This window comes from Empedobacter stercoris, from assembly GCF_025244765.1.
GTDB lineage: Bacteria > Bacteroidota > Bacteroidia > Flavobacteriales > Weeksellaceae > Empedobacter > Empedobacter stercoris.
This window is the reverse complement of sequence record NZ_CP104209.1, coordinates 2,122,513-2,137,910: the sequence shown is the minus strand read 5'-3', so window position 1 is coordinate 2,137,910 and position 15,398 is coordinate 2,122,513. Positions and strand designations below refer to the sequence as shown.

The window sequence follows — 15,398 nt, the reverse complement described above, 5'->3', positions numbered from 1 at the left end:
CACTTAAACAATTTTACTTTTTTGTAAACTCAAATTTTTGACCACCTTCTTCTAAGGTGAATGATTTTTTATCTTTCGCAAAAATCAATTCAACTCCTGCTTGTTCGTTATTAAATTTATTATCTCCTAAATATTCTAACGGAATATTTTGACCAACAAATGTTAAACTCAACTTACTATTTTCCGAAATCAATAAAAAAGATGCGTCTATTTCCTTATTCGTATATGTTCCTTCGTAATCTTTTGTATTAATCTTTTCAATAGGTTTTGCATCAGCCATATTGAATGTGTTATTCTTAAGATCTGTATCAGGTAAGGCACCTTTTGGATCAAGTTGTACAGTTGTCACTTCTTTTGTAGAAGGCACTTTGAATGTCCATTCTGTATTACGCTTCCAAACTTCGATTGGTAGTTTTACTTCTTGCGAAGTTCCATCTTTAAAATTGACTTGAATAGTTGTTGGCATTGGTAATTGACCAAAGTTTTCGACTTTTAAAATCAAGCCTTTTTTATAATCCCCATCTACATATTTTGCACTGTTAATTCCTTGATCAATTGTCCATTTATTCAAGAACCAACCTCTCCAAAACCACGATAATTCTTCTCCCGAAACATTTTCCATCGTACGGAAAAAATCCTCTGGCGTTGGATGTTTAAACGCCCAATATTTAATGTATTGACGCAAAGCTTTATCAAATCTTTCTTCTCCTAAAATCGTTTCACGCAAAATTCTCATTCCAATTCCAGGTTTGTAATACAACAACGTTCCAATATTACGTTCGCGCATATTATCTGGTTGTGTGGTAACAGGTTCTAAGTTTTCGCCAAATAAAAACCCTCCCATTCGTTGCAACGATTGTTTTTTATAGTACTCTCCGTTGTTAAAATTTTTTGTTGAAATATCATTAATAAACGTATTGAAACCTTCGTCCATCCAACCATGAACGCGTTCATTAGAACCTACAATCATTGGAAACCAAATGTGTCCAAATTCGTGATCTGTAACACCCCAAAGGCTTTCTCCTTTCGAGTTCATGTGGCAAAATACAATTCCCGGATATTCCATTCCGCCCTCATTTCCTGCCACATTTGTAGCCGCTGGATAAGGATATTCTGACCATTGTTTCGAATAATGCTCAATGGATGCTTTTGTATATTCTGTTGATCTTCCCCAAGCTGCTTCGCCATCACTTTCTACAGGATAAGCCGAAATAGCCAATGATTTTTGACCACTTGGAAGGTCTATTTTGGCTGCATCTACAATAAAAGAAGCTGATGAAGCCCATGCAAAATCGCGTGTATTCTGAATTTTAAACTTCCATGTTTTTGTTCCTTTCGCTGTTTTTGAAGCTTTATTCACTTCTTCAGCCGAACGAATAATAACTGTTTTATCACTTGATTTGGCTTTCGTCCATCTATTGACTTCTTCTTTCGAATACACTTCATTTTGATTCAATAATTCACCAGATCCTACAACATAATGCGTAGAAGGCACTGTAATATTTGCAGTTACATCTCCATATTCCAAATAGAATTCTCCAGGCCCTAAATAGGGTAATGTGTTCCATCCCATGATATCATCGTAAACAGCCATGCGAGGAAACCATTGAGCCATTGTAAAAATTTTACCATTTTTAGTTGATTCAACACCCATTCGATCTGCGCCATAATCTGGTGAAACAAACGAATACTCTACTTTTATTTTGGTTTTACCACCTCTTGCTTTCAAGTGATTCACCAAGTCGATTTGCATGCGTGTATCAGAAATGGTATAGTTTGCTTCCTTTCCGTCTATTTGTACAGATTTGATTTTATAACCACCTTCAAACTGAGAAGTAGCATCACCGTATCGGCTTCCCGAAATAGGTACTAATGCACTTCCACGAGAGTCTGTTTTGAATAAATTTTGATCCAATTGTAACCACAAAAAATCTAAATCATCAAAACTATTATTAGTATACGTAATCTCCGAAGTTCCGGATATTTCATTTTTTTCTTCGTTCAAACTTACATTCAAGTTATAATCCGCGCGATTTTGCCAATAATTATGACCTGGTTTTCCACTTGCCGAACGAGTTTCTGTTGCGTTATTTTGATAAAAAAAAGGTTTGAAAGCTTCTTGGTAATCGTATTTTGGTTTCTCTTGTTGACCAAAAACTGAAACTGAAAAGAAACTCAAACCTAAAATAAAAGGTTTAAAATAATTTTTTCTCATGTGTTTAATTTTACAGTAACTATAAAAATACTTTTTATTTTTTAGATTCACCGAATAAGTTTTGGGTAAAAAAAAACTCATCTTAAAAAAAAAATGAGTTTTTGTATTTCAGCTAAAAGTGAAATCTATTTTTTATTTGCATAAAGAACAGGATTCAAGTCCTCGTCATTATACATTTTCATTTGTTTGTACACTTTCATGTATTTTTTTCCAGCAGCAAAATCAGCCAATAATTCTTCTATCGCAGTTGATAAATCATGATGTTGTTGGTTCAAAACATCCAATTTAGCTTGACAAGCAGCTCTGTGTTCAGCTGTAGCATCTTCACGTTCTGCTTCTTGCTTCATGTGATACACTTTTAGCGATAAAATCGAGAAACGATCGACTGCCCAAGCAGGAGACTCTGTGTTGTATGTAGCATCTGCTTTTACATCTACATCTGCGTATTGTTGTAAAAACCAGCTATCCACATATTCTACCATGTCCGTACGCTCTTGGTTTGATTTATCAATCCAACGTTTTAAGCTTAATGCTTCAACTGGATCAATTTCAGGGTTACGAATAATGTCTTCTAAATGCCACTGAACGGTATCAATCCAATTCTTTTTGTACAATAAGTGAGCGATTAAATCTTCCTCGCTATATGGATTCTCGATTTGACGATTTACATCATCGTATTGGTGATAATCATTAATACTTTGATTAAAAATTGACCAAGCTTTATCTGTAAATTTCATGTTTTGTATGTGTTTATAAAATAAAAGCATTGTAATCAAAATTGTTCAACTACAATGCCTTTTTATTTAATTAAAAAGATAATTTAATTTTCTTTCTTTTCAGAAGTTGTGTCTTCTGGCTTGTTATCTTCGCGAGTTGCTTTTTTAAATTCATTTAATCCAGAACCTAAACCGCGCATTAATTCAGGAATTTTTTTACCCCCGAATAATAGTAATACAAACAATAGAATTACTATCCACTCTTTACCTCCTAACATTCCCATATTGAATTGATTTTAATGCAAATATATAATTTATTTATTACATTCCCGCTACCCAAAGTGCAGGATTTTGTTTTGTTGTTCCACTCCAAACTTGGAAATTCATTATAGTTTCTCCGTCTCCACTTGTGTAGATGATTCCTAAAGATTGACCACGTTTTACATCATCTCCTTTAGAAACACTTACACTTGATAAGTTAGTATAAACTGAATAATAAGATCCATGTCTTACTAAGACAGATTTACCATTTCCAGAAACAGCCATGACAGCTTGTACAACTCCTTCGTAAACAGCACGTGCTTGTGCTCCACGATAAGTTGAAATATCAACTCCACTATTCTGGGTTGTAATATTAGATAAAATAGGATGCGAATTTGAACCAAAACGACTTACGACAGTTCCTTTATCAACAGGCCAAGGTAAACGCCCTTTGTTTGATGAAAATTCTCCTGAAATTCCTTCCGAATCTGGACGTTCAGCATGTGTTTCTGCTGGTTTTACAGCATCTACTTTTACGACACGTTCTTTTTCTGGAACTTTAGTTACTACTTTTTGTTCTGCTTCTATCTTTGCTTTACGCTCTGCTTCAGCTTTTGCTGCTGCAATCTTACGGGCATCTTCTTCTTTCTGAACTTTTAATCGAGCTTCTTCTTCTGCCTTACGCTGTGCAATAATGCGTTGACGTTCTTCTTCTGCCTCACGTTCTAATTGCTCAAATTTTGCGACTTCTGTTTTAGCCGTAGAAACAAAACTTCCTGTTGGATGATGTTTAAGATAAGATTGATACGCTTGTTTTGTATGTGCAGAACGTGCAATATTCCATGCTTTTGCATCGTTTTCAATTCTTAAAATTGCAGTACGTGCAGATTTTGCATAATCACCTTTTGGATTATCTCGCAAATATTCGTTGTATGATGCAATCGAATTTCCTCGCTTGGCTTCGTTCCAATCTTTCAAATCTTTTTCTGCTCTAATTTTCGCTTGACGAATTTCTTCTTCAATAATGGCTTTAATCTGAGCATCTATTTGACGTTGTTGCGCTTCTTTAGCATTAATTTCTGCAGCGATTACTCCTTCGTTTTTACGGAATTCTTCAACAGCTTTTTCCTTAGATAATCGTTCTTTTTCTAAGTTTTGACTAAACAAAGTTTGTTGTGAAAGTACTTTTTCTTTCTCGTCTTTTGCTTTTTCTTTCTGCGCTTTTTTTGCTTGAATATCCGTTTGTTTACCAATAATCTCATTGGCTTGTCCCAATTGGAAAGCGGAATATTTCTCTAAATACTTGATACGACGATATGCCTCTCCTAAACTTTTAGAAGAAAGCACAAAAAGTAATTTATTTTCGACAGATTTATTCTTGTATGCACGAACTAAAACCTGTTTGTATTCTTTTTTAAGCTCAACCAACTCGCGCGAAAGCTTATTAATCTCTAATTGAGTTAAATAAATTTCGTCCTCGATAAAGCGTTTTTCTTTTGATAAATTGTTGACTAACTTAGATTGAACTTGAATTTTTTTCGTCAAATTCTGTACATATTCAACATTTAACTTCGAATTTTTCTTATTAACCTCGAGTTGTTTGTTTAAATTTATAATCTCTTTTTTTAGTTGAGCATTCTGTTTTTGTAAGTTCGCTTTATTGTACGGAACTTGCGCAAACACTGATAATGACAACGTTAAAAGTATCGTTGATAAAACAAACTTCATTATTTTATATCTTTTTTCTTATACCCATCTGGAATAGAGAACGGTGTGTTCGTTTCCTGAAACGTAAAACTATTATATTCCAACTCTACTTGGCGCGTTTTTTTATCTTTTATAATAATTTTAACATTTTTCGGAAATTCCTCTGCGCCAGCTTTTACCCAATTGTTATAAGTCAAATCTACTTCCATCTTGCGTTTTGGATCTTTCAAATGAGCTTCGATTAATCTAAAACCATTGTCAAAAATATAAGTTTGAATATATTCTCCTTCTGTTGGAGAAGCTACAATTGCTTGATTTTTATTATAGGTAATTGTGTATTGATTATTTGCAAAACTTGCTGTGTAATCTGTCGGATTTAGGTCAACGAAAACTTTTCCTAACATCAAATTTTGTAATTTTTGATAATCGATAAAATCAACTTTCAATAATTTATTCGCTATCGTAAAATCGCCTTCGTAATACGTTCCTCCGATTTTTTCATAAGCAGCGAAACCGTCTGGTGTAATTAATGAACGAGCACCTGTAAAACCAAATTTTGTTGCATTAACCCATATCTTTTGTCCATTTTTTACAGCAATCGTAGCGTTAGCATCTCCCAAATCTGCTATAACTTTTGCCTTAATCGTCAAGTCTTTGAACGACGATTTTTTAGACAATGTTTGTTGAATAATTTTTGCCGAAGCGGATACAACTTCTGTCTTATTATCTTTCTCAACTTTTGCTAATTTCTGTGTGCTACAAGCTGTTGCAAGTATTCCTAAGCAAAAGATATACGTTAATTTCTTGATCATATTTTATTAAGCTTCGTGTGACTTGAAATCCAATTCAGAGTAATCTCCTAAGCTGATACTACGCGAAACACCAAAATATTTGGCATTATTTCCGATCATTGTATCTGTTAAATTAGCATTACTAATCGTTGAATTTTCTTGAATCAAACTATTGTCAATATTCGAGTTTTCAATAACCGTTCCATTTCCCAATGATACAAAAGGTCCAATTTTTGAGTTTTTAATCACGACATTTTCCCCAATAAAACATGGTTCAATGATTAAAGAATTTTCGATTGTTGCAGTTGCTGAAACGCCTTTAAAATCTTCTTTATCCAAGTTCAACACGCGTGTGTTTGTATCAACAGTAACTGCTTTGTTACCACAATCCATCCATTCGTCAACTTTACCAAGCGTAAATTTATCTCCTGCAGCACGCATATTTTCTAATGCATCTGTCAATTGATATTCACCTCCTTTCTGAATATCATTCTCTAATAAATATTCAATCTCTTTGTATAATTTTTGTCCATCACGGAAAAAATAAATCCCGATAATTGCTAAATCAGAAACAAATTCTTTTGGTTTTTCAACAAAATCCGTGATTACATTTTGCTCATCTAATTTCACAACTCCGAAAGCAGAAGGATTTTCGACTTGTTTTACCCAAACTACGCCATCCGATTCCATATCCAATTTGAAATCTGCACGGAATAATGTATCTGCATATGCAACTACTGTTGGTCCGTCTAAAGCTTCTTTCGCCATCCAAATAGAGTGCGCTGTTCCAAGTGGTTCTAATTGGTGACAAATTGTTCCTTTTGCTCCTAATTTTTCTGCAATCGAAATTAAATCAGCTTCAACTTCATCGCCAAAATCACCAATTACAAATGCAATTTCATCAATTTTTTCTGAACATACTTTTGCGATATCTTCTACTAAACGATGAACAATTGGTTTACCTGCAATTGGAATTAAAGGTTTTGGTGTTGTTAATGTATGAGGGCGCAAACGTGAACCACGTCCTGCCATTGGGATAATAATTTTCATTTTATTTGTAAAAATATTTTTGTTAGATTGATAGTTTATAATTGATAGTTAAATTAATTCTATCTTAGATTCTTCGACAAGCTCAGAATGACAAACTTTCTCTTTTTAATTTTAATGCGATTCTGAAACGAGTCAGAATGATATTTTTATTGTTTTCCTGTACTACCGAAACCACCAGCTCCGCGTTCAGTTTCATTTAAGTTTTGAGTTTCTTCCCATTCAATAGTTTCGTGTTTTGCAATCACTAATTGTGCAATACGCTCTCCATCGTTGATTGTTACAGCTTCATTCGAAACATTTGCTAAAATAACCCCAATTTCACCACGATAATCTGCATCAATTGTACCAGGAGAATTAAGACAAGTTAAGCCATGTTTTAACGCCATTCCACTACGAGGTCGAACTTGCGCTTCATAACCTGCAGGCAATTCGATACTCAAACCTGTTGGAATAAGTCTTCTTTCTAAAGGTTTTAACTCGATTGGAGCATCAATATTAGCTGTTAAATCCATTCCAGCAGATAAAGCTGTTTTATATTCTGGTAAAGCGTGTTTTGAGATGTTAATAACTTTTACTTTCATCTTTATTTTCTTAATTTTTTGAGTGTATTTCTTTCTGCTAAAGCAATAAATGCAATGTACACGATTAGAATTAGATTACCAATAATCAAATTAGAATCAAGCACAAAATAATTTGTCCAACCTAATGCGATTGCAATTCCCATATAAAGTAATATTTTATTGACTTTGTAAGGAATCGGATAAACTTTCTGTCCCCAAATGTACGAAATCACCATCATTACACCATAAGCAATTAAAGTCGTCCATGCAGAAACCATAAATCCATATTTTGGTAATAAGAGGATGTTTAATATAATGGTGATTGCACCTCCAATTAATGAAATTATAGTTCCGATATTTGTTCTATCTGTGACTTTATACCATGTTGAAAGGTTGTAATAAATTCCAAAAAATAAATTAGCAATTAAAATAATTGGAACAATATCCAACGCAATCCAATAAGATGATTTGATAATGAACAGTTGCTTGATCCAATCGATGTTTGCTAATATTCCGAGAATTACAATGTTACAAATAATACTAAAAAAGAAAAGGATATTGGCATACATCTGTTTTGCATCTCCTTTTTTAGCAACTTTAAAAAAGAATGGTTCGATTCCCATTCGGTAGGCTGTAACAAAAAGCGTCATCAAAGTCGCTAATTTATAACATGCCGCGTAGGAACCTGCAGCATCTTCATCAATAAATTGTCGTTGAACTAATTTATCAAAATTTTCGTTCAAAACATAACCCAAACCAGCAATCATAAGGGGATAAGCGTATATAAACATCGTTTTGAATAAAGGTTTATCAAACTTAAATTGTACTTGACGAATCACACCAAACAACAATATAAAACCAAGAATACTTGCAATTAAATTTGAGATAAATGGATATGAAATTGTATTATCAAACCCTAATCCATTCATAACATCAAAAGATACGTAGTACAATAAAACGATGGTTAAAATCGCTTGAAATACGTTCTGAAAAACTTTTATGCTGGAGTATAAAATTGGTCGATTCTTGAAACGAAGAACAGCGAACGGAATAACACAAAGGGTGTCAAAGAAAGCAATCCAACCAAACCATAAAAGGTATTCGGGATGATCGGTGTAATTGGCAAAATCTGCCAAAGGTTGTAAAAAAACATACAACAACACCATCATAACAGATGAAGTTAAAGTCATAAACCAAAAAGATGTATTCAATACTTTTTGATACAAACTTTCTTCTGTAGCATATCTGAAAAATGCTGTTTCGAAACCAAATGTCAAAATCACATTAAGAAATGAGACAGCAGCATACAGCTGACCGAAAATAGAGAAATCTCCTTCTGCAGTTTTACCAATAATAAATGGTGTCAATGCAAACATGATTAATCTCGGCAAAATTGAGCCAATACCATAAATAATGGTCTCACTAAAAAGTTTTTTGTACAAGGCCGTTAAAATTTATACAAAATTGATGTTCTTTTTGTAAAATTCAAAATACCGAAGCTACAAATTAATTAACTTTGTCTGTTCAATACATATATTATGATAGAGTTATCTAATCGTAAAGTTGGATTAATAGGGAATGGAAGCTGGGCAACTGCGATTGCAAAAATGCTGAATAAAAACCTTGAAACTTTCAACTGGTGGGTAAAAGATGAATACGTAAAAGGCCATTTGGAGCGTAATAGACACAATCCAAATTATTTGACTGATGTTGAGTTTAAATCAGAAAAACTAAAAATATCAACAGATATCAACGAAGTTGTAGCCAATTCTGATATTATTTTCATTGTTGTACCATCTATTTACGTAGCCGATTGTTTGAGTAAATTAACTGTTCCGTTAACAGATAAATTTGTGGTAACATCAATAAAAGGAATTATTCCTGATCATTATCAATTGGTCGGACAATATTTGTTTGAAAACTTCGACTTAAAAGAAGAACAATTAGGAATTGTAAGTGGTCCTTGCCACGCAGAAGAAGTAGCATTAGAGCGACTTTCTTATCTAACAATTGCAGCACAAGAAAAAGAAAAAGCACAAATTGTTGCCGATTGTTTAGCGTGTGATTTTATCAAAACAAAACTCTCAAACGATATATACGGAACTGAATTTGGTGCTGTATTAAAAAACATTTACGCTATTGCGGCTGGTATTGCACATGGTTTGGGCTATGGCGATAATTTTCAAGCAGTTTTGATGAGTAATGCAATCCGAGAAATGAATCATATTCTAAAAACAGTAAGTCCTGTAAAACGTAAAATTAACGATTCTGCTTATTTAGGCGATTTGTTGGTTACAGGTTATTCATTCTTCTCACGAAACCGAATGTTCGGAAATATGATTGGAAAAGGCTATACCGTAAAATCTGCTATTTTGGAAATGAATATGGTTGCTGAAGGTTATTACGCAACAAAAGGTGTGGCGATAATGAATGAACAATATCAGATAAAAGCACCAATTATCAACGCGGTTCATAAGATTTTATATGAAGGTAAAAATGCTTCGAAAACAATCGAAAAGCTGTCTAAAAAATTAGATTAAGATGATTAAACAAGATTTTATTTCAAAATATATTCAAGAATTAAACAAAACATTGGCGCGAATTATTTCTATGGAGATAGGCAATTCTGACGATGGTTTCTTGATTATTTTCAATCAAATGTTACAATCGTACTACAAAATTGATGACAACAATTTATCAACATTGTTAGAAATCAACGAAGAACGCGATCAGTTTTTGTTAGCAGATGAATTGAAAAAGAAAAATATCTTGTCTTTTATGAAAGCAATCCGAGTGTATATCAATCAAAATAATTCGGAAAAAGCTTTGGCTGCTTATCAGGTTTTAAAACGGATTGAAAGTACACATTCTGGAATTTTTCAATTTCCAACAGAAGAAGATAAATTGATTGCACAAGAACGCAAAATTGTGGAAGAAAAAATGAATGCACGCGATTCGTTTACTTTTCCTGAGAATGTTTAGGGATGAAGGTTAGAATAACTTTTTTTGTTTTATTATCTTTTTTAATAGGATTTTATAGTTGTAGTTTCAAAAGTAAGAAAGAAAAATTTGCTAAGGAATTATTAGAAAAGGTTGAAAATTTTCGAAAAGTAAATAATAGAATTCCAGAGAATGTTAGAGAACTTGGATTGTCAGAAGAAATGGATAGCCCTGTTTTTTATCAAAAAGAAAACGATTCGGTCTATATTATTTGGTATGGATTGAGTATTGGAGAATCAAACGTTTACAATTCTTCAATTAAAGAATGGAAGAAAGAAGGATAAGATAATTGTCAAAATAAAAGCCACTTCGATGAAGTGGCTTTCTAATATCTCAATACTTATAGCTAAAATCTAAGTTTATCCAACTTGCACACCATTTGGCGTTTCTTCTTCTGGATTCACAAACGTTAATTTTCCGTCTGCTTTATCCGCAAATAATAACATTCCGTTCGATTCGATTCCACGAATTTTACGAGGTGCTAAATTTGCTAAAACCATTGCTTGTTTCCCAACGATTTCTTCTAACGTAAAATGTTCTGCAATACCAGAAACAATTGTACGAACATCCATTCCAGTATCTACTTTTAGTTCGAACAATTTATCCGCTTTCTCCACTTTTTTCGCTTCTAAAATAGTTCCTATACGGATATCCATTTTTTGAAAATCATCAAAAGAAATCAATTCTTTTTGAGGTTCTGCGTTTGGGTTTGTCATGTTATTTTTAACTTTACTTTCGTTTAATTTATTGATTTGTGCTTCGATGGCTTCGTCTTCAATTTTCGCAAAAATTAATTCCGATTTCCCTAATTGATGACCTGCTTGAACATATTCATCCGTCGATTCTAATTCGTTCCATGACATTTTCTCTAAGTTCATCATCGCTAACATTTTTTCCGATGCAAATGGAATAAAAGGTTCACCTAACTGAGCTAATGCAGCAGAAATTTGCGTTGCAGCATACATAATACCTTTTACAGCTTCTGCATCATCTCCTTTTTTCCAAGGTTCTTGTGCTTGTAAAAATTGATTTCCAAGACGAGCTAAATTCATATATTCTGTTAGCGCTGCGCGAAATTCATATTTTTCTAAATGATCTCCGATACGTTTTGCAAAATATTTGATTTCTGTTAATTCTTCAAATTCGATTGTTTTTGAAGGAACAATTCCCTCGTAATATTTGTGTGATAAAACCATTACACGGTTGATAAAGTTTCCTAAAATTCCAACTAATTCAGAATTATTTTTTGTTTGAAAATCTTTCCATGTAAAGTTATTATCCTTGTTTTCTGGCATATTCGCCGTCAACACATAACGCAATGTATCTTGTTGACCAGGGAAATCTTCTAAATATTCGTGCGCCCAAACAGCCCAATTACGAGATGTTGAAATTTTGTCATCTTCTAAATTTAAAAATTCGTTTGCAGGGACATTGTCTGGCATAATGTAATCACCATGCGCTTTCATCATAGTTGGGAAAATAATACAGTGGAAAACAATATTATCTTTTCCGATGAAATGAACTAATTTCGTTTCTTCATTTTGCCAATAATCTTTCCAATTCTTACCGTTTTGCTCTGCCCATTCTTGCGTAAAAGAAATATAACCAATTGGCGCATCAAACCAAACATACATTACTTTTCCTTCTGCACCTTCTACAGGAACTGGAACTCCCCAATTCAAATCACGCGTCATAGCACGAGGTTTTAAACCATCATCTAACCATGATTTAACTTGACCATAAACACTCGATTTCCAATCGTTTTTGTGCCCTTCTAAAATCCATTTTGATAAGAAATCTTGGTATTGATCTAACGGTAGATACCAGTTTTTTGTTTCTTTTTTGATGGGTGTATTTCCCGATAATGCAGAACGTGGATTAATTAACTCTTCTGGACTTAATGTTGAACCACATTTCTCGCATTGATCACCATAGGCATCAGGATTTTGACATTTTGGACATTCTCCTCGAATGTATCGATCTGCTAAAAATTCGTGTGCTTCTTCGTCGTAAAATTGCTCTGTAATTTCTTCCGTAAACTTATTGTTATTGTACAATGTTTTGAAAAAATCTTGCGAAACTTCTCTGTGTTTAGCTGAAGTTGTACGAGAATAAATATCGAATGTTACACCAAAATTTTCTAATGTACTTTTGATGTTTTCGTGGTATCGATCAACAATATCTTGTGGCGTAACACCTTCTTTTTTGGCACGAATTGTAATTGGAATACCGTGTTCATCAGATCCTCCAATAAATGCTACATCTTTTCCTTTACGTCTTAAAAAGCGTGCATAAATATCAGAAGGAACATACACACCTGCCATATGACCTATGTGCAATGGACCATTAGCGTATGGTAACGCTGCTGTAATTGTATATCTTTTTGGATGACTCATCTGCTTATAATCTATAAGCTACAAAGATACGATTTGTTGTTTGTTTTGTTAAAACCTTTTTCTAAATTTATAAGGTAAAACAATTTTATGGAAGAGCAAGTTGACACAACGCCAGAAGATGTAGTCGCAGATACGATTACCACTATATTTACCTATGCCAATTATTTTTTAGTTGCCGCTCTTGTTGTGTTATTAACTTATATGACGATTAGAGATTTTATGAAGAAACAACGCGAAAAAAAATTAGCGCAAGAACGTGATGCTTACAACAATCAGTTTGATAATGAAAACGAAAATAAAGATGAATAAAAATCAAAATAGCCACTCAATTTGAGTGGCTATTTTTGTAATATGAATTGTTATTCTATTTCTTCTTCAGGAATTTCGTAGTTCTCTCCTACGCTTTCGCTTCCACTTCCTTCGATTATAGGTCCTGGATCATAGCTTTGATCATACTGATGGAACCCATAGGTATTTGAACAATCCCAATGCTTTTCGATATCCTTAGGCTTATCAAATTTATCTCCAGCAGTTACACCAAATTTTCCTCCTTGTTTGTACACATCTTGCATATAGTAAGCCCAAATAGGTAAAGCCGTATTCGCTCCTTGCCCTGTTGCTGTACTTGCGAAATGTGCAAATCGATCTTCTGCTCCGACCCAAACTCCAGTTACTAAATTAGGCGTTAATCCCATAAACCAACCATCCGAGTTTTCGTTTGTTGTTCCTGTTTTACCAGCAATCTCAGCAGTTAATCCATAACGGTTTCTCAAACGAGCACCTGAACCTCTGTCTACAACACCTTTCATCAAATCAATCATCGTGTAAGCTACATTTTCATTGACTACTTCTCTGGTTTGAGGCGTATAATCTTTGATCACTTTTCCTTGTTTATCTTCTATTCTTAAGATTAATTGTGGTTTAATGTAAATTCCTCCATTAGCAAAAGCACTCATCGCACCAACCATTTCGTATAAAGACAAGTCGGCAGAACCTAATGCAATAGTAGGATCATTAACGATTGGCGATTCAACTCCTAAATCTCGTGTCATTTGAATCACAGGTTCTGTACCTGTTTGCATAATCAAACGAGCTGCAACAATATTGGTAGAATAAGCCAATGCCGTTCTCAAATCTTGAGAACCTCCATAGCGACCGTTTGCATTACGAGGAGACCAATTCCCTGGGATTCTTTCGTTCGAAACGGTATGACAAGGCGTTAATCCCAATTGATTAATCGCTGTTGCATAAACAAATGGTTTGAACGTAGAACCTACTTGACGACGAGCTTGTTTTACATGGTCAAATTTGAAATAATCCCAATCTATACCACCAACCCAAGCTTTGATTGTTCCGTCTTTTGGATCCATCGACATCAAACCTGCTTGTAAAATATGTTTATGATATTCGATAGAATCCATTAAAGTTTTTCCTTTTTTATATTGAATTCCGTTCCATGTAAAGAACTTAACAGAATCTCGGGGCGTTGTGAAAACGGTTTCTATTTCTGCTTCCGACTTCCCTTCTGCTTTCATTTTCTTGTACAAATCTGTACGTTGCATAGATTGCTTGAAAATTCTTAATCGTTTATCTGCAGAAATATTATAAAATGGTGCTAAACTTCGTCCTCTTTGTTCTCCAAAAAATTGATCTTGCAAAACTTTCAAATGTTTTTTTACTGCATCTTCAGCTAAAGCTTGCATTCTCGAATCTAATGTGACATAAATTTTAAGACCATCTTTTTCAAGGTTATATGATTTCCCTGTTTCTTTCTCATATTCAACCATCCATTCTTTAATCTCTTTTCTTAAAGCTGATTTGAAATAAGCTGAATGCGATTCGTCTTGTTTCATAATATCTTGCTTATCTGTAACTAAAGGAGCTGATTTTGCAGCTTCACCTTCAGCTTGAGAAATTTTATTGTATTTCATCATTTGATCCAATACAAGATTTCTCTTTTCTTTCGAAACTTCTGGATATTTTACAGGATTATAAGCAACTGGATTTTGAAACATCGAAACTAAAGTTGCGGCTTCGTCTAAGTTTAATTCTTTTGTTGTTTTATTAAAATATACCTTAGAAGCAGATTCAATTCCTTTTGCACCATAAATAAAATCGAATTTATTAAAGTACATGGCAATAATTTCTTCTTTCGTATATAACTTCTCTAATTGTACAGAAGTCACCCATTCTTTTAACTTTTGTATAACACGTTTTACTTTGTTAGAAGAAGGATCTTTTGTGTACAATTGCTTTGCCAACTGTTGTGTAATCGTAGATCCACCACCCGAATCACCACCCGATGTGATTGCACGCGCAGCGGCTTTAACGTCTACGCCAGAGTGATCAAAGAAACGAATATCCTCTTTTGCTAATAAAGCATCTACCAAATGTGGTGGTAAGTCTTTGTAATCAATCGGAGTTCTTCGTTCTGCTTCGAAACGATCTAATAAAACGCCATCAGATGAAATAATTTCTGACGAAACATAAATATCAGGATTTTCTAAATCACGAACATTTGGAATTTCACCTAACCATCCGTTAGAGGTTGCCCAAAATATGCCGAAAACTCCTATTATTGCGCCAAAAAATAGTACCCAAATGGTTACAATTATTTTTTTAGCAAATGAAAAGCTATTGAACTTCTTTTTTGCTTTAGAAGTTTTGCTTGTTTTAGAATTTTTATTGTTTTCCATTCTGTT

General features: G+C 33.7%; 14 protein-coding genes. 4 read left to right on the top strand and 10 right to left on the bottom strand.

Going from position 1 to position 15,398, the window contains the following annotated elements:
* Positions 1 to 13 precede the first annotated feature (13 nt).
* From NZD85_RS10115 to NZD85_RS10080, 8 genes are all read right to left on the bottom strand, one after another.
* Positions 14 to 2,215, bottom strand: coding sequence for a M1 family metallopeptidase (locus tag NZD85_RS10115; protein ID WP_260541684.1), 2,202 nt, complete (start codon positions 2,213 to 2,215; stop codon positions 14 to 16).
* A gap of 125 nt (positions 2,216 to 2,340) precedes the next feature.
* The gene (locus NZD85_RS10110) at positions 2,341 to 2,952 is read right to left on the bottom strand and encodes a DUF4254 domain-containing protein (protein ID WP_171623566.1); all 612 of its coding nucleotides are present in this window, start codon (positions 2,950 to 2,952) and stop codon (positions 2,341 to 2,343) included.
* Positions 2,953 to 3,035: 83 nt separating this feature from the next.
* Entirely contained in the window at positions 3,036 to 3,215 is a 180-nt protein-coding gene (gene tatA / locus NZD85_RS10105) for a twin-arginine translocase TatA/TatE family subunit (RefSeq protein WP_171623567.1), read from the bottom strand.
* Between the two features lie 37 nt (positions 3,216 to 3,252).
* Positions 3,253 to 4,920: a murein hydrolase activator EnvC family protein gene (locus NZD85_RS10100; RefSeq protein ID WP_260541682.1), complete on the bottom strand. Its 1,668-nt coding sequence runs from the start codon at positions 4,918 to 4,920 to the stop codon at positions 3,253 to 3,255.
* Entirely contained in the window at positions 4,920 to 5,711 is a 792-nt protein-coding gene (locus NZD85_RS10095; RefSeq protein ID WP_260541680.1) for a DUF4292 domain-containing protein, read from the bottom strand. The genes NZD85_RS10100 and NZD85_RS10095 overlap by 1 nt, the downstream gene beginning before the upstream one ends.
* A gap of 6 nt (positions 5,712 to 5,717) precedes the next feature.
* A complete protein-coding gene (locus NZD85_RS10090) occupies positions 5,718 to 6,740 on the bottom strand; it encodes a sugar phosphate nucleotidyltransferase (protein WP_171623569.1) in 1,023 nt (340 codons plus the stop codon).
* A 146-nt stretch (positions 6,741 to 6,886) separates the two neighbouring features.
* Positions 6,887 to 7,321, bottom strand: a complete 435-nt coding sequence (gene dut, locus NZD85_RS10085; protein WP_171623570.1) for a dUTP diphosphatase — start codon at positions 7,319 to 7,321, stop codon at positions 6,887 to 6,889.
* A gap of 2 nt (positions 7,322 to 7,323) precedes the next feature.
* Positions 7,324 to 8,676, bottom strand: coding sequence for a lipopolysaccharide biosynthesis protein (locus NZD85_RS10080; RefSeq protein WP_260541677.1), 1,353 nt, complete (start codon positions 8,674 to 8,676; stop codon positions 7,324 to 7,326).
* Between the two features lie 162 nt (positions 8,677 to 8,838).
* Between NZD85_RS10080 and NZD85_RS10075 the strand changes: the two genes are divergently transcribed.
* The 3 genes from NZD85_RS10075 to NZD85_RS10065 are packed head-to-tail and all read left to right on the top strand — an operon-like array spanning position 8,839 to position 10,584.
* Positions 8,839 to 9,840, top strand: a complete 1,002-nt coding sequence (locus tag NZD85_RS10075; protein ID WP_171623572.1) for an NAD(P)H-dependent glycerol-3-phosphate dehydrogenase — start codon at positions 8,839 to 8,841, stop codon at positions 9,838 to 9,840.
* A 1-nt stretch (position 9,841) separates the two neighbouring features.
* Complete coding sequence (locus NZD85_RS10070) at positions 9,842 to 10,282, top strand: hypothetical protein (protein ID WP_171623573.1); 441 nt, start codon at positions 9,842 to 9,844, stop codon at positions 10,280 to 10,282.
* A gap of 2 nt (positions 10,283 to 10,284) precedes the next feature.
* Entirely contained in the window at positions 10,285 to 10,584 is a 300-nt protein-coding gene (locus NZD85_RS10065; protein ID WP_171623574.1) for a hypothetical protein, read from the top strand.
* A 75-nt stretch (positions 10,585 to 10,659) separates the two neighbouring features.
* Here NZD85_RS10065 and metG read toward each other — a convergent pair whose 3' ends face one another.
* Entirely contained in the window at positions 10,660 to 12,696 is a 2,037-nt protein-coding gene (metG, locus tag NZD85_RS10060) for a methionine--tRNA ligase (protein WP_171623575.1), read from the bottom strand.
* An 87-nt stretch (positions 12,697 to 12,783) separates the two neighbouring features.
* Here metG and NZD85_RS10055 point away from each other — a divergent pair, with 87 nt between their 5' ends.
* Positions 12,784 to 13,005, top strand: a complete 222-nt coding sequence (locus tag NZD85_RS10055; protein ID WP_171623576.1) for a hypothetical protein — start codon at positions 12,784 to 12,786, stop codon at positions 13,003 to 13,005.
* Between the two features lie 50 nt (positions 13,006 to 13,055).
* Here the strand turns inward: NZD85_RS10055 and NZD85_RS10050 are convergent, their stop codons facing one another.
* Complete coding sequence (locus NZD85_RS10050; protein ID WP_260541674.1) at positions 13,056 to 15,392, bottom strand: penicillin-binding protein 1A; 2,337 nt, start codon at positions 15,390 to 15,392, stop codon at positions 13,056 to 13,058.
* Positions 15,393 to 15,398 lie beyond the last annotated feature (6 nt).